The organism is Actinomadura formosensis NBRC 14204 (genome assembly GCF_001552155.1).
GTDB lineage: Bacteria > Actinomycetota > Actinomycetes > Streptosporangiales > Streptosporangiaceae > Spirillospora > Spirillospora formosensis.
In genome coordinates this window covers 22,837-40,205 of the sequence record NZ_BCQQ01000059.1, presented here as the reverse complement: position 1 = coordinate 40,205, position 17,369 = coordinate 22,837, and the positions used below count along the sequence as shown (strand labels likewise).

General features: G+C 72.9%; 15 protein-coding genes. 4 read left to right on the top strand and 11 right to left on the bottom strand.

From position 1 onward, the window contains the following. The coding region (locus AF1_RS35190) for a DUF7824 domain-containing protein (protein WP_217999827.1) at positions 1 to 1,494 on the top strand (1,494 nt) is incomplete at its 5' end. Between the two features lie 94 nt (positions 1,495 to 1,588). Then, positions 1,589 to 2,134 (top strand): methylated-DNA--[protein]-cysteine S-methyltransferase, encoded by a 546-nt coding sequence (locus AF1_RS17120; RefSeq protein WP_067799646.1) that lies wholly within the window; start codon positions 1,589 to 1,591, stop codon positions 2,132 to 2,134. Between the two features lie 119 nt (positions 2,135 to 2,253). Here the strand turns inward: AF1_RS17120 and AF1_RS17115 are convergent, their stop codons facing one another. The 5 genes from AF1_RS17115 to AF1_RS17105 form a co-directional block, all read right to left on the bottom strand. Next, complete coding sequence (locus AF1_RS17115; RefSeq protein WP_067799644.1) at positions 2,254 to 2,742, bottom strand: glutathione peroxidase; 489 nt, start codon at positions 2,740 to 2,742, stop codon at positions 2,254 to 2,256. Positions 2,743 to 2,852: 110 nt separating this feature from the next. Beyond that, positions 2,853 to 3,008 (bottom strand): hypothetical protein, encoded by a 156-nt coding sequence (locus AF1_RS35185; protein WP_165488408.1) that lies wholly within the window; start codon positions 3,006 to 3,008, stop codon positions 2,853 to 2,855. Positions 3,009 to 3,179: 171 nt separating this feature from the next. Then, positions 3,180 to 3,338, bottom strand: coding sequence for a hypothetical protein (locus tag AF1_RS35180; protein ID WP_165488407.1), 159 nt, complete (start codon positions 3,336 to 3,338; stop codon positions 3,180 to 3,182). Between the two features lie 85 nt (positions 3,339 to 3,423). Beyond that, positions 3,424 to 3,717 (bottom strand): hypothetical protein, encoded by a 294-nt coding sequence (locus AF1_RS17110; protein WP_067799642.1) that lies wholly within the window; start codon positions 3,715 to 3,717, stop codon positions 3,424 to 3,426. 37 nt (positions 3,718 to 3,754) lie between these two features. Beyond that, positions 3,755 to 4,867, bottom strand: coding sequence for an LCP family protein (locus AF1_RS17105; protein ID WP_084263025.1), 1,113 nt, complete (start codon positions 4,865 to 4,867; stop codon positions 3,755 to 3,757). A 158-nt stretch (positions 4,868 to 5,025) separates the two neighbouring features. Between AF1_RS17105 and AF1_RS17100 the strand changes: the two genes are divergently transcribed. Continuing rightward, entirely contained in the window at positions 5,026 to 7,026 is a 2,001-nt protein-coding gene (locus AF1_RS17100) for an ABC transporter ATP-binding protein (protein WP_084263024.1), read from the top strand. Here AF1_RS17100 and AF1_RS17095 read toward each other — a convergent pair. Continuing rightward, positions 7,023 to 10,538 (bottom strand): AAA family ATPase, encoded by a 3,516-nt coding sequence (locus AF1_RS17095; RefSeq protein WP_067799639.1) that lies wholly within the window; start codon positions 10,536 to 10,538, stop codon positions 7,023 to 7,025. The two genes, AF1_RS17100 and AF1_RS17095, sit on opposite strands and share 4 nt — an antisense overlap. Before the next feature lie 235 nt (positions 10,539 to 10,773). On the opposite strand from AF1_RS17095, the gene AF1_RS17090 reads away from it, so the two are divergent. Continuing rightward, positions 10,774 to 11,097: an STAS domain-containing protein gene (locus tag AF1_RS17090; protein ID WP_067799636.1), complete on the top strand. Its 324-nt coding sequence runs from the start codon at positions 10,774 to 10,776 to the stop codon at positions 11,095 to 11,097. Between the two features lie 9 nt (positions 11,098 to 11,106). Here the strand turns inward: AF1_RS17090 and AF1_RS17085 are convergent, their stop codons facing one another. The 5 genes from AF1_RS17085 to AF1_RS17065 form a co-directional block, all read right to left on the bottom strand. Next, entirely contained in the window at positions 11,107 to 11,877 is a 771-nt protein-coding gene (locus tag AF1_RS17085; RefSeq protein WP_067799634.1) for an SGNH/GDSL hydrolase family protein, read from the bottom strand. An 87-nt stretch (positions 11,878 to 11,964) separates the two neighbouring features. Continuing rightward, entirely contained in the window at positions 11,965 to 12,561 is a 597-nt protein-coding gene (locus AF1_RS17080) for a GTP-binding protein (RefSeq protein ID WP_067799658.1), read from the bottom strand. Between the two features lie 40 nt (positions 12,562 to 12,601). Further along, on the bottom strand, positions 12,602 to 13,072 hold the full coding sequence (locus AF1_RS17075; protein WP_084263022.1) for a DUF742 domain-containing protein: 471 nt from the start codon (positions 13,070 to 13,072) through the stop codon (positions 12,602 to 12,604). Positions 13,073 to 13,102: 30 nt separating this feature from the next. After that, positions 13,103 to 13,549: a roadblock/LC7 domain-containing protein gene (locus AF1_RS17070; protein WP_067799628.1), complete on the bottom strand. Its 447-nt coding sequence runs from the start codon at positions 13,547 to 13,549 to the stop codon at positions 13,103 to 13,105. Then, complete coding sequence (locus AF1_RS17065) at positions 13,546 to 16,830, bottom strand: nitrate- and nitrite sensing domain-containing protein (protein ID WP_207394102.1); 3,285 nt, start codon at positions 16,828 to 16,830, stop codon at positions 13,546 to 13,548. The genes AF1_RS17070 and AF1_RS17065 overlap by 4 nt, the downstream gene beginning before the upstream one ends. Positions 16,831 to 17,369 lie beyond the last annotated feature (539 nt).

Genomic DNA, 17,369 nt, shown 5'->3' with positions numbered 1-17,369 from the left:
GAGCCGGTCGCGGAGGCGTTCGGCGAGATCGAGGCGGCCGCCGAGCCCGAGCCGCCGGCGGGTCCGCCGCCGTTCGTCCCGCGCGAGGCGCCCGCCCCGATCGGTTCCCTCGCCGAACTGGCCGACGAGTTCACCGTCCTGCTGCGCTCCACCGGCGAGTGGCGGGCACAGGAGCGTTTCCTGGCCGCACTCGTCGAGTTCGCCTACCGCGACCTGGAGGCGACCCGCGAGGCGCTCAGGAGACCCGCCGATGACATGGCGCCGTGGCTCGCGAACCCCGCAGGCCACTCGTACATGCAACACGTTGTCCAGGAAAGCTGGGTCCAGTTCCCGGTGCGGAGCCTTCTTCTCCCGAGGACGTCGCACCACCTGCCCAGAGTTCTCGCCGCCCTGCTCAGGGGCCGGTCCCGCAAGTCCGGGACGGTGTCCGAGCCGCAGCTGGAGCGTTTCCTCACCCTGCGCAGGCACGAGATCGCGTCCGCCGTCGGGACGGTGCCGGTGCTGCTCGCGACGCCGACCGAAGGCAGCGGCCACATCGCCCCGGACGTCCTGGTGAGGCGGCTCGAACGCCTGGAGGAGACGGGCACGGAGCCGGGACGGGCCGATCTCGCGCAGGCGATGCTGCGCGTCCCCCGCGACATCGACCGGGAGGCCGTGGCGCGCGCGAGGCGGCTGGTGTCCGAGGCCGGGCGGACGGTCGCGGCCTGGCTCGCCGCGGGCGGGCTCGCCGACCCGGGCGTCGAGTGCCGGATCCTCGACGAGCCGGTCGCGACCGTCCGCGGCCGGGCGCTCCGGCTCCCGACCCGCATCCTGTCCACGGTGGACGTGCCCGGTGACTCCGACATCGCCCACCTCTGCCGTTTCCCGGAGGACGGCTGGACGGACTTCGGCCGGCCGAACCACACCGCCTCCACCGTGTTCTGGCCGTCGATGCTGCCCTCCCACCGGGAGGTCGCCGCCGCGCATCTCGTCCCGCGCCTGGCCGGCACCGACGAGGAGACCCTGGCCCAGGGCGCCATCCTGCTCGACCTGGCCGAGGCGGACGGTCCCACCGGCGCGGCCACTGCGACCCTGCTCGCCATGACCCTCGCCAACCGGCACCGGGACGAGCGCGCGAACGCCGTCGAGGCGCTCCTCGCCCTGAGCGCCCGCGGCGCCCTCCCCGCGGAGGGCACGGGCGCGGCGCTCGGAAGGCTGGCCGCCCGCGGCCGCCTCACCCTGACCCGCGCCGTGAAGTCCCTCACCGCCGCCGCCGACGCGGGCGCCCACGCCGATGTCTGGACGCTGCTCGCCGCCGCGCTCCCGCACGCGCTCCCGGCGCCCGGTGAACGGGCCGCGGCCGGCCTGCCCGACCTCATCGCGCTGGCGACCCGCCAGGCCGAGATCATCGGCGCCGGGGGCACGATCCCGGCCGTCGCGGAGACGGCGGCCCGCGGCGGCTCCAGCCGCCTGGTGCAGGAGTCCGCGCGGCTCCACCGTGCGCTCGCAACGTAAGGACGCGCTCCGGTGTTACTACAGGAAGAGCCGGTGCCGCGAGGAACACCGGCCTCATATGGGACGCTGAACCGCCGGGAAGGAGCGCTGAACGATGACCGAGACCCTCGCGTTCGGCACGGTCGACACCGTGCTCGGCCGCCTGCTCGTCAGCGAGACCGAGACGGGCGTCGTCTCACTGCACTTCCGCGACACCCCCGCCGCCCGCGCCCGCACCGCGAAGGCGACCGGCCTGCCCGTCGTGGCCGCCCCCGGCCGGACGGCTCCCGCCCTGTCGGCGCTGCGCGACTACTTCGCCGGCGACCTGAAGCACTTCGAGGTGCCGATCGACTGGCGTCTCACGACCGACGTCCAGCGGCAGGTCCTCCGCACCCTGCACGAGTCCGTCCCCTACGGGCAGGTCGTCACCTACGGGGAACTGGGCGAGCGCAGCGGCACCGGCGTCCACGCGCAGGTCATCGGCCAGGTGATGGGCGGCAACCCCATCCCGCTGATCGTCCCCTGCCACCGCGTGGTCGCCTCCAACGGCCTCGGCGGCTACAGCGGCGGCTCCGGCGTCGAGGTCAAACGCTGGCTCCTGACGCTGGAGGGCGCGGTTCCCGCCACCCTGGACTGGGACATCACCCACGGCCCGAGCTGAACCCTGGAGCCGGGGCGGGAGCGTGGCCGACGCCCGTGAGGGCCGCGGAGACCGTCGCGATGTGGCGCGATTCACACCCCGACCGGGACGCGCCCTCCGGGGCGGAGGGCGCGTCCGTTTCAGGCGGGAAGGTGCTTCTCGATGGCGGAGACGACCTCGTCCGCCTCCGGTTCGACCTGGGGCGCGAACCGCGCCGCCACCGTGCCGTCCGGGGTGATCAGGAACTTCTCGAAGTTCCACCGGATGTCGCCGGTGTGCCCCCCGGCGTCCGGGGTGCCGACGAGGTCCCGGTACAGCGGGTGCCGGCCGTCGCCGTTGACCTCGATCTTCTCGGTCATCGGAAACGTGACCCCGTACGTCGTCGAGCAGAACTCGGCGATCTCGTCCGGGGTACCGGGCTCCTGGCCCATGAACTGGTTGCAGGGGACGCCAAGGACGGTGAAGCCGCGTCCGGCGTACCGTTCCTGCAGCCGCTCCAGGCCGGAGTACTGCGGGGTGAGGCCGCACTTCGAGGCGACGTTGACAATGAGGACGGCCTTGCCTCGGTACTGCCCGAGGTCCGCCGAGCCGCCGCGCAGGTCGCCGATCTCTACGTCGAAGACAGACATGGGCCGATACTAGGAGATCACCCCCGAGACCGGCCCATCCTCACCGGTCATGCCGCCGGCGCGGGACGGGGGGACCCGCACCGCCGGCCCGGTTCAGCCGCCCGCGGCGATCACTTGCCCAAGGCGTTCACGAAGGCGGCGAGCTGGTTGCCCGCCTGACCCAGCTGCGTGAAAGCGTTGTTGACCACTCCCGCCGCGTCCGTCGGTGAGCTCAGCAGGTAGAAGATGACGAAGGCGATCGCCACATAGCGGAGGTTCTTCTTCATCTGTACGCCCGTCCCTGGTTGTAGCACGCGACACAATTGACCCGATCCCAATTGTGCCCAGCCGTGTCTGCCCGCAAAGCGCGATTTTACTGTGCCGTGGGAGCCACCGCTTGGTGCCCCGCGCGCACAGAAGCCCCGCGCCGGCGGGAGCGGGGGGCGGGGAGCCGCCCGTCAGTTGGGGAGGGCGCTCATGAACTGCGACAACGACTCCGCCGCGTTGCCGAGCCCGCTCAGGGCGCTGGTGACGAGATTCGCGGCCCCCTCCGGCCTGCTGATGACGTACCACACCACGAAGGCGATGGCGGCGATCTTCACGGGCTTCTTGCTCACTTCAACCACCCTCTGCGGTCGATTGTCTACGCAGAGTGTTTCCCATGGGCGGTCGAACAGAGATCAAGAAGGCACAAAGAGACGATCAGGTCCCCTTGGCGTGCTCGGCGAGGTACTCGATGTACAGGGGCCTGAGCGCGTCGCCGACCTCGCCCTCACCCGCGTGCGTGAACTCCTCCAGCAGCGACAGGCCGTGGAACAGGTCGAACTCGGCGCGGCCGACTTCGCCGGTGGCCGCCGCGGCGGCCGGGATCGCGCGCAGCAGGTCCCACACGAAGCCGACGTCGTGCCGCTCCCTGGCGAGGTTCATCGCGCGCTCGTGCAGCTCCCTGGTGGACAGCTCGTCCAGCTCCGCGCCCTCTGGCGTCACATCGGACATGATCCGACTGTATCCGCGCCCGTCACCGAGCCGTCCGTCACTTGGTGATGGCGTCCTGCGGGATCGGCTGGTCCTGCTTCAGCGCGTCGAAGAGCCGGGACGCCTTGGCCCTGTCCCACGTGATGTAGGAGCCGGCCGCCGCCGAGCTGCCGCCGCCCCCGATCGGGACGGTCGTCGTCACACCGCCACCGCCGCTGACGCCCTTCATCGCCCACATCATCCGGACCAGGTCGTACAGGTGGTCGCCGTCGTCCACCAGGAAGTTGCTCGTGGCGTTCATCGCCAGCGGGATGCTGCGGAACGGGTTCAGCATCGTCCCCGGGCTGGTCGACTTCTTCATCAGCGCGGCGAAGAACTGCCGCTGGTGCTCGACCCGTTCGAGGTCGGCGCGGGCGAACGCGCGGGTCCGGACGTAGCCGAGCGCCTGGCCGCCGTTCAGCGTCTGGCAGCCGGCCTTGAGGTCGAGCCCCGCCTTGTGGTCCTTGATGGCGTCCTTGACGCAGATGTCGACGCCGCCGACCGCGTCCACCACGCCGACGAAGCCGCCGAAGCCGATCTCGGCGTAGTGGTCGATGCGGATCCCGGTGCTCTTCTCCACGGTCTGCACGAGCAGCTTGGGGCCGCCGAACGCGAACGCCGCGTTCAGCTTGTTCGACCCGTGCCCCGGGATGGGGACGTAGGAGTCGCGCGGCAGGCTGATGAGGGACGTCCCGCCGGAGCCGTAGTGCAGCAGCATCATCGAGTCGGTGCGGCGGCCCCCGGCGAACCCGGTGGCGAGCCGCTTCTGGTCGGCCTTCGACAGGCCCTCCCGGCTGTCGGACCCGACGATCAGCCAGTTCGTGCCCGGGGTGTCGGCGACCCGGCCGGGATAGTCCACCAGGACGGACTCCCGCTTCAGCCGCGAGTCCAGGTAGAAGTAACCGCCGACCACGAGCAGCAGCAGAACGGCCGCCAGTGCGCCGAGCACCCGCGGCCAGCGACGCCGGCGCCGCGGCCGCGCCCCACCGCGCGGCCCGTCCCCGTATCCGCCCTGGTCGAACCGGCCGCCGGCGAGCTGGTCGCCCGCGTGCGGGTCGTCATGCGGGTCGTAACGGTCCTCGTACGGGTCGCGCCCGTAGGCGCTGTGGCGTTGCTGCCGGCCATCGTTCATGGCGTAGACCCTAGACAACCCGCCGGATCCGCGCGTCCATCCTCCGCATGAATGTCCGACCGAACAAATAACCGCGCTATGTGACAAATGAAGCGGACACCGTCCCCCTCACGGCGCACACTGCCCCCTGACCGGCACTAGGCCATGGAGGGCGGCGTATGGGGACAGGACGGCGGTTTTCAGGGCGGCCGGGCCGGCGGAGAGCCCACCGGGCCGAGCGGTCACGTCCCGGGCCGGACCTTCCGGAGCTGTCCACGCACCTCTGGCACGCGAAGGACCGGGAACTCGCCGAGACGGGACTCGGCACGGTCGCGCGGCGGCTCCCGGCGGTGATCGTCCAGGCGGCGGGGCTGGCGTGGCGGGCGAGCCGGGCCGACACGGTCGCGACGATCTCCCTCAACCTCGCCGCGGGGATCTTCACGGCGTTCTGGCTGCTGGCGACGACCGGCGTGCTCACCGCGCTGTTCAGCGCCGGGCCGACGCCCGGCCGGGTCCGCGACGCGCTGCCGTCGCTGGCGCTCGTGGCGGGCGCGGTGGCGCTGCGCGCCGGGCTGCAGGCGGGCGCGGGCTGGGCGCAGTCGCGGCTGCGGCCCCAGGTCACCCGGCTCGCCGAACTGCGGCTGTACGAGGCGACGACCGCCGTGCATCTCGCCGCGCTCGACGACTCGGACTTCCTGGACGAGTTGCAGCGCGCGCAGACCCGGGGCATGGCGTCGGCGTCGCGGGTCGTCCAGCAGGCGGTGGACGTCCTCACCGGGGCCGTCGGGATGCTCGCGGCGGCCGGGACGCTCGGCGTGCTGCATCCGCTGCTGCTGCCGCTGCTGCTGCTGACGGCCGTGCCGGAGGGCTGGGCGTCCCTGCGCAGCGCCCGGATGCAGTACCTGACGATGCTCGCCCTGGTCGAGGTCACGCGCCGCAAGTGGATCCTGTCGGACCTGATGGTCGAGCGGAAGCACGCCGCCGAGGTGCGGTCGTTCACGATGCGGGCGTTCCTGCTGGACCAGTACGACCGGTCGGCCGCCTACCAGCGGGGCGTCGAACTCGACCTGGCCCGCCGCCAGACGGTCGCGCGGGTCACCGGGGACGTGCTGAAGGGCGTCGCCACGGCCGCCGTCTACGTCGCGCTGGGCCTCATGCTGTGGAAGGGCGCGGTACCGCTGGCCGTGGCGGGGACGGCGGTCCTCGCGATCCGCGCGGGCCAGTCCTCCCTGGCGAACCTCGTGTTCGCCGTGAACCAGTGCTACGAGGAGGGCCTGTACTTCGGCGACTACCTGGCCTTCTGCGATGCGGCGGAGAAGCGGATCCCGCACCGGGCGCTGCCGGCCGCCCCGGCGCGGGAGCGTGGGCGGCTGCCGGACGACTTCGCGTGCATACGCGTCCGCGACGTCACGTTCACCTACCCGGGCGCGGACACGCCGTCCCTCGCGGGCGTCTCGGTGGACCTGCGCAAAGGCGAGGTGGTCGCGCTCGTCGGCGAGAACGGGTCGGGCAAGACGACCCTCGCGAAGATCATGGCGTGCCTGTACGACCCCGACGCCGGGGAGGTGCGGTGGGACGACGTGCCGCTGACCGAGGTCCCGCCGCAGGAGGTGTGGGAGCGCATCGCCGTCATCGCGCAGGAGTACACGCATTGGCCGATGACCGCGCGGCAGAACATCACGATGGGCCGCGGGCGCGAGCCCGCCGAGGGCGGGGAGGAGGACCCGGCGATGCTCGCCGCGGCCCGCGCGTCCGGCGCGGACGAGGTCGTCGCGGACCTCGGCCACGGCTACGGGACGCTGCTGGACCGCCGGTTCAAGGGCGGCGCCGAACTGTCAGGCGGCCAGTGGCAGCGGCTCGCCGTGGCGCGCGGCTTCTTCCGCGACGCCCCGCTGCTGGTCTGCGACGAACCCACCGCCGCCCTCGACGCGCGGGCCGAGCACCAGCTGTTCGAGCGGATCCGCACGCACGCCGGCGGCCGGACGGTCCTGCTGATCACCCACCGGCTCGCCAGCGTCCGCCACGCCGACCGGATCTACGTCCTGGAGCGGGGCAAGGTGATCGAGGAGGGCGACCACGCGACGCTGATGGCCCGCGGCGGCCTCTACGCCGAGCTGTACTCCCTCCAGGCGGCGGCGTACGGGGGCGAGGGGCCGCGGGCGCAGGCGCAGGCGGGCTAGATGTAGAGGCCGTAGCCGCCGTCCTCCTCGCGGGGCGGGGCGTCGGGCAGGTCCTCGGGGCGCAGCAGCCCGACCTCCGCCGCGTCGATCTCACGGCCCTCGTCGTCCTTGGCGGTGATGCGCTGCGCCTGCCGGGAGATCGCCGCCTCCAGCAGGTTCCGGACGAGCCGGGCGTTGCCGAACGAGGCACCGCGCGGCTGCGCGGCGACGAGGCCGCGCAGCTGGTCCAGGACGCCGGGCGCGAGCTCGAACCCGGCCTCCGCCGCCATGAACTCGAAGATCGTGACGAGTTCGTCGTCGGCGTAGTCGGGGAACCGCAGCTTCTTCGGGAAACGCGACTTCAGCCCCGGGTTGGCGTCCAGGAACCGCTCCATCTCGGCGTCGTAGCCGGCCACGATGACCACCAGGTCGCCGCGGTGCTCCTCCATCAGCCGCAGCAGCTCGGCGATCGCCTCGTGGCCGAAGTCGCGCCGGTCGCCGCCGGACGACGACAGCGCGTACGCCTCGTCCACGAACAGCACGCCGCCGAGAGCGCGCTCGACCGCGCCCCGCACCCGCGGCGCGGTCTGCCCGACGAACTCGGCGACGAGGTCGGCGCGGGTGACCTCCACCAGATGGCCGGACGACAGCAGACCCAGCCGGGCGAACACGGCGGCGATCAGCCGCGCGATCGTCGTCTTGGCCGTGCCCGGACTGCCCATGAACACCATGTGCCGGGCGGGGGACGCCGGGGAGACCTTGGCATCGCGCCGCAACTGCTCGGCGCGGACCTCGGCGACCAGCGAGGCCACCTCCCGCTTGATGTCGGCGAGGCCGATCAGCCGCTCGACCTCGGCGAGCGGGTCGCCGGGCACGTCGTCGCGGCCGCGGGTGAGCGTGTCGGGGACGTCCTCCAGCAGGATCACATCGAGGGACTCGGTCTCGTCCACGATCCCGTCGGCGAGGACCCGGCGGCCCTGCATCGCGACCGCCCGGTCGAGCAGGTTCGTCATGATGCGGACGTTGCCGAGGCCGCGTTCGCGCGGCGCCGCCTCGACCAGCCCGCGGACCTTGTCCACGACGCCGGGGGCCAGCTCGAACCCCGCGTCGGCGGCCTTGGCCGCGAACACCTCCACCAGCTCGTCGTCGGTGAGGTCGGGGAACCGGATCGTCCGGGGGAAGGACGCGGCGAGGTCGGGATGCGCCTTCAGCAGCCCGTTCATCTCCGCGTGCGGGCCGGCCAGCACCACGACGAGGTCCTCGGTGTGCGCCTGGACGCTGGTCAGCAGCACGTCCAGCACCTCCCGGCCGCGCGCGGCGTCCGCCGACACCGACACCAGGGCGTGCGCGTCGCGGACCAGCAGGACGCCGCCGTGCGCCTGTTCCACCGCCCGCCGCACCCGCAGGACGCTCTCGCTGGCGTACTCGCCGAGCAGGTCGGCGCGCTCCACCTCGACCAGGTGGCCGGACGACAGCACGCCGAGATCGGCGTAGACACGGCCGAGGATCCGGGCGACCTTCCCCTTGCCCGTGCCGGCGTTCCCGGTGAAGACCAGATGCCGGGGACGCGGCCTGGCCGACATGCCCGCCTCGCGGCGCAGGCGGGCCGCCTTGGCCTCGGCGACGAGCGCCTCGACCTCGCGTTTCACCGGCCCGATGCCGATGCAGGCGGCCAGCTCGGCGAGCGGGTCGGCCTCGGCGGGACGGCCCGCGATGAGGCGCTGCGGCAGGTCGGCGCCGGTGACCTCGACCGGGTCCTCCTCCCGCGCGGCGGCGGCCGCGACGGCCTCGCCCGCCATGTGCGCCACCAGCCGGGCACCGCGCAGGTTCAGCAGCGGCGGGGTACGCCGGAGCATGCCGCCGGCGGCCGCCGCGACCTGCGGGGCGACGCGTGCGCCGCGCCGCGCGACGGCCAGCGTGAACAGCTCGGCGAAGTCGTCCTCGGTGAAGTCGCGGGTGCGGGCGACGTCGAACGCGCGCACCAGCGCCGGGTTGGCGTCGAACAGCCGCCGGTCGCCGCCGGGGCGGCACAGCGCGACCACGCTGAGGGACGGCGCGCGGGCCATGAGCCGCCGCAGCTCCTCCACGGCGGCGGCGCCGCAGCGCTCGCTCGCGGCGAGCTTCTCCAGGTCGTCCACGACGAGGAGCATCCGCCCCTCCAGGCAGTCGCGGACGCGGGCCTGCAGCCACAGGACGGCGTCGCTCACCCCCAGCGACGCGAACACCTGATCGGAGATCCACAGCGCCTCCCGGACGGCGCCGCCCTCGGCGAGCAGTTCCTCGACGATCTCGGCGGCGGTGCCCTTTCCGGTGCCCTCCGGCCCGGCGACGAGCAGCCGGACGGCCCGCTCCCCCGCGAGCCGCGCCCTCACCGCGTCCCGCAGCGCCCGGGACAGTTCCGGCTGCCCGACGAGCCCCGGTTCCGCCACCTCGGCGGGCCGCTCCCGCCCGGCGTCGTTCTCCCGCTCACCGGTACCGAACGTCAGCGTGTTGAGGACCCGGCGGGCGGTGAACAGCCGCCGCAGGTCGACCTGGAACGGCCGCACCGGCACCCGGCAGCGCGGGGTGACCGGCGCCCCGGGCAGGCCCTGCACGGAGCCGGTGAAGCGCACCGCCATGTCCAGCCAGGCGCGGGCCGCGTCCGCCTCCCCCGCGACCAGGCCCCGGGCCAGCCACGCGCGCACGTCGAGCTGCCACTCCTCGGCGGAGAACCCCTCGCGCGCCGCGCGGAACCGCTCCTCCACGTTCTCGTAGCGCGCCGTCCCCAGCACCACCGCCAGCTCGGCCGGGACGACCGGCGCCTCGGCCGCCAGCAGCAGCCGGGCCAGCGCGGCATCGGGCTCGTCCCCGTCGGCGACGGCCCCGGCCAGCCGCTCGTGCGCCGCGTCCAGGCCCTCGCACGCCCACCCGAGGTACCCGACCGGCCCCGCCAGCTCGGGCAGGACGGCCAGTTCCTCCTCGGTCAGCCCGGCGGTCCAGGCGTCCTCCAGCCGCCGGTTCGGGACGGTCATGTCGGCCTTACGCAGCGCCGGGTCGGCGGCGCGCCGGTCGAACAGCCCCATCAGCGCCTTCCGGCGCCGCTCCACCGGTTCCAGGCCCTCGAAGACCTCCAGCCCGGCCCGCGCCAGCTCGAACATCACCGCGCGCCGCTCGGGGTCGTCCCCCGCGGGTTCGGGCAGCCACAACCCCGGCGGACGCCACTTCCCGCCCTGGGTGAACCAGGCCACCGGTTCGCGCACCGCCGGCTCCGGCGTGGCCAGGAAGTCCGACAGCAGCTCGTAGTCGACATCGCCGCGCGACCCGCCCCGGACCGCCGAGGCGCCCAGCAGGAACGTCAGCAGCGACCACTGCTCGGCCCCCGCCGCGCTCGTGCGGTCTCCGTAGAAGTCGCTGAGCTGCCGCGTCAGCACGACGGCGCGCTGGTCGGTGTTGTAGGCGACCGCGCGTTCTCGCATCTCCTCGTACAGACCGTCCGGCACCCGCCAGGGACCGTGCGCGTACACGTCCAGGACGGGCTCTTCAGTGAGCAGCACTTCAAGATGGTCCGGCAGCCGGGGAGCACGCACCTGAGCCTTCTCCTACGCAGCGGAAGCGGGCAATCACGTCCGACAGCACCCTATGGCCCGGCGAGATCGCGCACACCCCGTCGTGCCGGGTTGGCAGGGGACCCGTCGTCGGCGATAGTTGTCGGATGGAAAGCATCTGCCGGGCGGCCCTCCGGCCGATGCCGTGCTCTCAGGAGGGGAACCCCCCGTGCCACTTTTGGAAGTGACCACGCGGTCGGACGGCGGGCGCACCGTCGTGCGGCTGCGCGGAGAACTCGATATCGCCTGCTCGGAGGAGTTGCGCAGGAACCTGAACGAGGCGCGCCGCGAACACGGCGAACACCTCGTTCTCGACCTCGCCGAACTGGAGTTCATGGACTCGGGCGGCCTGTCGGTCATCGTCGCCTGCTACAAGGCGACGACCGCCGCCGGCGGCAGCCTCACCCTCGCCGGCCCCCGTCCCATCATCCGCCGGGCCTTGGAGATCACCGGCCTGCACCGCCGGATCCCCGTGACCGCGACCCTCGACGAGGCCCTGACCCGCTGAGCGGACGTCCTACAACGGGAGGGGGGTCGGGCGTTTCGGGGTCCGGCCGTCGCCGGAGGATCGGCCGGTGGCCCGGCGGCCGATCCAGGGGACGAGGTAGGTCCGGGCCCAGCGGACGTCCTCACGGCGCATCGTGAGCCAGTCGGCACGGTCCAGGGGCGGCCAGGGTTCCCGCCAGTCGTCCGCGACGGGGACGCCGAGCACGTCGGCGACGAGCAGGGCCATGCGGCGGTGACCCTCGGGCGAGAGGTGCAGGCGGTCCTCGTGCCAGGCGCGTGGATCGTAGAAGACGCGCAGCGGCCACAGGTCGACGACGTCGCAGCCGCGGTGGTCGGCGATGGCGCGCAGGTGCATGTTGTAGGTCGCGGCCTTGCCGCGGATGCGCGAGCCGGAGCGCAGGCCGCGGGTGTCGAAGCCGGTGAAGACCACGACCCGGGCGCCGGTGCCGCGCAGCAGGCGGACCGCGTCGTCGAACACGACCGCGAGCGCGTCCGGGTCGGCGCCCGGGCGGATCATGTCGTTGCCGCCGGCGCACAGCGTGACGAGGTCGGGGCCCAGTTCGACGGCGCGCGGCACCTGATCGTCCACGATCTGCCGGACGAGCTTGCCCCGGACCGCGAGGTTGGCGTAACGCAGACCGGGGTTCCGCTCGGCGAGGTGCTCCGCGAGCCGGTCCGCCCAGCCGCGGAAGGAGTCCTCCTCGCCCGGGCAGGGGTCGTTCAGTCCCTCGGTGAAGCTGTCGCCGAGGGCCACGTACGTCCGGATCTGCCCTTCGCTCATCGCAACCCCCGCACGGATTCATGGTCGATCATGGGGATCAATCATGCATCGTGCATACGACCTACGCGACCGTAGGCAAAGCGGTCACTACGTCCAGCTCGGGGACGTGGTGCCGGGCTGCGCGGGCGCGCCGGCGTGCGCACCGCCCGCGTGCATCGACATCGCGTGCTTGACGAGCGTGATCAGCACCTGCTTGGTGGACTCGCGGCTGCGCGCGTCGCACTGGACGATCGGCACGTGCGAGCTGATCGACAGCGCGTCGCGGATGTCCTCCACCGCGTACTGGAACTCGCCGTGGAACCCGTTGACGCCCACCACGAACGGCAGGCCGAGCTCCTCGAAGTAGTCCACCGCGGCGAAGCAGTCCTCCAGCCGGCGGGTGTCGACGAGGACGACGGCGCCGATCGCACCGCGGACCAGGTCGTCCCACATGAACCAGAACCGGTGCTGCCCGGGGGTGCCGAACAGGTACAGGATCAGCTCGCTGTCGAGCGACACGCGCCCGAAGTCCATCGCGACCGTGGTGGTCGTCTTGTCCGGCACGGCCGACAGGTCGTCCACATCGGCGCTGGCCGCGGTCATCACCGCCTCGGTGGTGAGCGGCATGATCTCCGAGACGGAGCCGACGAAGGTGGTCTTGCCGACGCCGAAGCCGCCCCCGACGACGATCTTGACCGAGGTCAGCTCGGTCTCCCCGCCGCGCGGCCCGGGAGCCGGGACCTGGTCAGAGCTTCCGAAGGCCACTGAGCACCCTTTCTAGCAAGCGGAGGTCCGGCTGTCCGCCGGCGGTGGTGGAGGGCTGCGACTGGTGCAGGCGCAGCAGCCCCTCGGCGGCCATGTCGGCAACGAGGACGCGCGCCACCCCGAGCGGCAGGCGCAGCAGCGCGGAGACCTCGGCCACCGAGCGGGCGGACCGGCACAGGTCCATGATCGCCCGGTACTCCGGGGTCAGCACGGCCACGTCCCGCGGCGGGTACGGCGCAGCGGTCACCAGCGCCTCGATGGCCAGGTCGTAGCGCGGCTTCGTGCGCCCGCCGGTCACCGCGTAGGGACGCACCAGCGAACTGGCCTCGCCCTCCTCGGGCTCGGGAGGCCGGCTCTGCGCCGGGGCCCGTCCCTGGTCACCCGGCCAGCGCCCGGGTCCGCCCGGACCGGGTCCGCCCGGACCGCCCCCGAAGGAACTGCCTCGATCCATCTCGCCGTCCTCCGTCAGAGTCAGTCACGGTCAATAGCGGGCGGGCCCGGCGCCCATCTCGGACACGGACGGCCCCGAGGTCGGCTGCTGCTCCTGGCCGCGCAGCGCGGGTGTCAGCACCCGTCCCACCCGCTCCACCAGCAGCGTCATCTCGTAGGCCACCAGCCCGAGGTCGCAATCGGGCGCCGCCAGCACCGCGAAGACCGACCCGTTCGCGATGGACATGACGAACAGCAGCCCGCGGTCCATCTCGACGACGGTCTGGTTCACCCCGCCCGCGTCGAAGATCTTCGCCGCGCCCTGCGTCAGGCTCATCAACCCCGAGGCGATCGCCGACAACTGGTCCGCACGCTCGGGCGGGAAGCCCGCCGAGTACGCCATCGGCAATCCGTCCGAGGAGACAACGACGGCGTGCGCGACCTTCGCGACACGGTCCGCGAAGTTCGTCACCAACCAGTTCAGATCCTGCCCGCTCACCGGGTGCCTCCTGTCTCGCCGTCATCCTGTGACGGCACCTCACCTGACGTGCTTGAGCCGCGAGTCTCGGTGCGTCCCCGGTGGACGCCGCGCTGCAGGCTCGCGAAGCGGCTGCGTACAACGTCGGCCGACTGGCCGTGGCCCTGCCGGCCTTGCCCCTGCGCAGGCTGTCCCGGTACAGCCTGCCCATTGACGGCCTCGCCTGGCAATGGCCGGTCCTGCGCCGGCGCCGGCCGGGGCGGGTTCTCCGCCGCGCGCCCCACCGCGCCCGGCACCCGGTTCTTGCCGGGGACGCGCTTCGGCAACCCAGCCTTGGTGCGGCTGCTCGCCACCGGCTGGCGGACGGCCTCGGCGGCGCGGAAGCCGGCGTCCGCGGGCGACTCCCAGCCGCGCGCCGGGTTCTCCGCGGCGGTGCCCTCGGACCTGTGCTGGAACCATTCCGACTGCATCGCGTCGAAGATCGGCGAGCGCTCCGGCCGCCGCGGCGGGGGCTTGCGGTCGACCAGCGGGGGCGCGGCGGGCTCGGCGATGGCGTCCTGCGGCGGGCTCGGCATGGACGCGGGCGGGGGGCCGGCGGCGTAGCCGGACGGTGCGGCCGCGGGGTCGGTGCCGACCTGCTCCAGCGGCCCGGTCTCCCAGGGGATCTGCCGCGCGCCACCGGGCTCGGGCACCATCGGCTGAGCCTCCGGCACGACGGGCTGCGGCCCGGTGTGCCCCGGCCGGTATCCGCCGCCGTCCCCGGTGTCGCGCGGGTGCTCGCCGCGCGGCTGGAACAGCCCGTTCGGCGGGTCCCCGGCGGGACGGCCGGGCAGGTTCGCGCCCGGTTCACGGACGGGCAGTTCGCCCGGCCGGCGCGTCGGCTGCCGGTCGCCGGGCTGGTGAGGGTCCTCGGCGGCGCGGCGGCGGTCCCGCGGCGGGCGCCGCTGGATGGGCGGCACCGACGCCGGCCCGGTGTCATTGCCGCCCACCGGGGTCGGCCCGCTGTCGTTGATGGCGGGCTGCGGGCCGGTGACGCCGCGGATGGACCGCAGCGGACCGGTGCCCCCGACCATGGGGTGGGAGCCGGTGCCTCCGACCGTCGGGTGCGAACCCGTGCCCCCGACCGCCGGGTGCGAACCGGTGCCCCCAACGGTCGGGTGCGAGCCGGTGCCCCCGACCGCGGGATGCGAACCCGTGCCCCCGACCGTGGGGTGCGAGCCGCTGCCGCCGCTCATCGGGGCGCCGGGCGATGCGCCCATGGGCTGCCCGGCGGTGCCGTAGTCGTCCTGCCGGTGGCCGCCCATGCCGGCGGACGTGTCGGCGGCGGACGTGGTCAGCGCGGCGAGCTGCCCGGGAGGGGCGACCTCGCGCGGGGCGAGGCCGCTGCGGGAGCCGATGCCGCCGGACTCGCCGGGCACGACCGCGGCGTCCGGCAGCACCACGAACGCGGTGAGGCCGCCGCCCTGGGCGGCGCGCAACTCGACCCGGACGCCGTGCCGGACGGCGAGGCGGCCGACCACGAACAGCCCCATGCGGCGGGCCGCGGAGAAGTCGATGACGGGCGGGTTCGCGAGCCGCCAGTTGGCCTGCTCCAACTCCTCGGGCGACATGCCGACGCCGTTGTCGGTGATCTGCAGCATGGCGCCGCCACCGCTGAGCATCTGCCCGGACACCGTCACGCTGGTGTGCTCGGCGGAGAACGCGGTGGCGTTCTCCACCAGCTCGGCCACCAGGTGGACGAGGTCGTTGACCACGGGACCCGCGACCGCCATGTCGCCTTGAACCCGCAGCGCGACCCGCTCGTACTGCTCAACCTCGGACAATGACGCGCGGACGACGTCGATCAGCGGCACCGGCTTGTTCCACCGCCGGACCTGGTCCTGACCGCCGAGGACGAGGAGGTTCTCAGAGTTGCGGCGCATGCGGGTGGCGAGGTGGTCCAGCCGGAACAGGTTGGCGAGCTGTTCCTCATCGCGTTCGCTCTGCTCCAGCTCCTCGATCAGGCGCAGCTGGCGCTCGATGAGGGACTGGCTCCGGCGGGACAGGTTGACGAACATCGCGTTGATGTTGCCGCGCAGGACGGCCTCGTCGGCCGCCAGCCGGACCGCCTCGCGGTGGACCTCGTCGAAGGCCCGCGCGACCTGGCCGATCTCGTCGGTGGAGTCGATCTCGATCGGCCGGACCTCGATGCCGCCGGCGGCGGCCTCGGGATCGCGGAGCCGGTCGACCAGTCCGGGCAGCCGCGTGTTGGCCACCTCCAGCGCACCGGCCTGGAGCCGGCGCAGCGGCCGCACCAGCGACCGCGCCATCACCACGGTGATGAGCAGGAGCACGATCAGCAGCGCGGCGACCACCGCGATGTCGGTCATCGCGGAGATCCGGGCCGCCGAGCCGCTCTCGTCGCTGCGCGTCCGGATGTCGTCGGCGAGGTACTGCTCGACCACGTGCATCTGGTCGACCATCTCGGTCATCGACGAGCGGATCACCTTGGCCGACCGGGCGGTGCCGAGCGTGGTGGGCAGCAGCCCGCCGCTGGTGGACGCCGCCTCGATCACCCGCTGCCGCAGGTCCCGGGCCTGGTCGATCTTCGTCCCGACGACGGTGTCCTCGAACCGCTGGTTCTGCTCCAGGGACGCCGAGTTGCGGAAGGCCGCGAGCTCACTGTCCTCCTGGGAGCGCGCGGCGGTCAGCGCGCTCAGCTCCTGGGGGGTCAGGCGCCGCATCCGCGCGCCGATGAGCAGTACGGCGCGCTCCCGGGAGAGCGCCTCCTTGGCGCGGGAGAGAGCGCCCAGCGCGCGGCTGCTCTCCGCGAGGGCGTCGTCGGCCACGTTCTGGGAGATACCGTCGAGGACGGCGACCAGTTCCTGGGCGGGCTCCGTGTACTTCTGCAGGACGACGAAGGCGGGGACCTTGGTGCCGACGACGAGGGAGCGCAGCGCCCTGAGCCCGTCCAGGCGGCTGCTGACCGCCGTGGCGTCGCGGACGGCCTCGGTGCCGTAGGAGCCGTCGATGCGAGATGCCGCCGTGCGCACCTGTCCGACGAGGGCGTCGGTCTTGCGCTGCTGTGCCTCCAGGCCGGGGACGAGGGCGCGGGGACGTCCCGCCGCGATGTACTCGATGGCCTGGTCCCGTTCGGCGGAGAACTCCTGGACGAACCGGGTGATCCCCTGTCCGAGCTCCGCCATCCGCTCCATGCGCCCATACGTCTGCGCCTCGCTCAGGGAGCCGGAGATGCGCAGTCCGGAGAGCACGACGGCGGCGACCGTCGGGACCAGGATCAGCACGATGAGCCGCTGCGGCACACGCCAGTTCCGCAGGCTCAGTCTGCCACCTGATCGTGTCGAACGGTCCGACTGCACCTCGACGTCAGCAGGCCGAGGACGGTCGCGACCTTCGTCGCTTGGTTGCATCCGCCGTTTACACCCTCTCCCTCACAATGCCACACTCTCTGTGACTAAGCCGCAGCGAAGGGTTATACGACCTCATCTCCGCCTCCGGCGCACGACATTGCAGCACATCCACGGATAGGCCGCAAAGGACCATATGCGAGTCCATATGTGCCAATGCCACGATCATGACTATATGCCCGCATGTCCGATTTGCTGAGCACGGACCGTCACTCTCGGCATCCGAACGCTGCGTCATGACTCGGGTCCAGAAGGTGACCGCGGCTGATCGCCCTCGGCACGCAAGCGACCGACCGGTCACTGTTCGGCTACAAATCTGTATCCGATGATCACTCTCCGAATTGGAATGACAATGGATTGTCACCGAAACGGCGCCGGCCCATTAGCGGGCGAATGCGGGCTCGGCGGGAATCCTTGTTCGACGCGTTATGGAT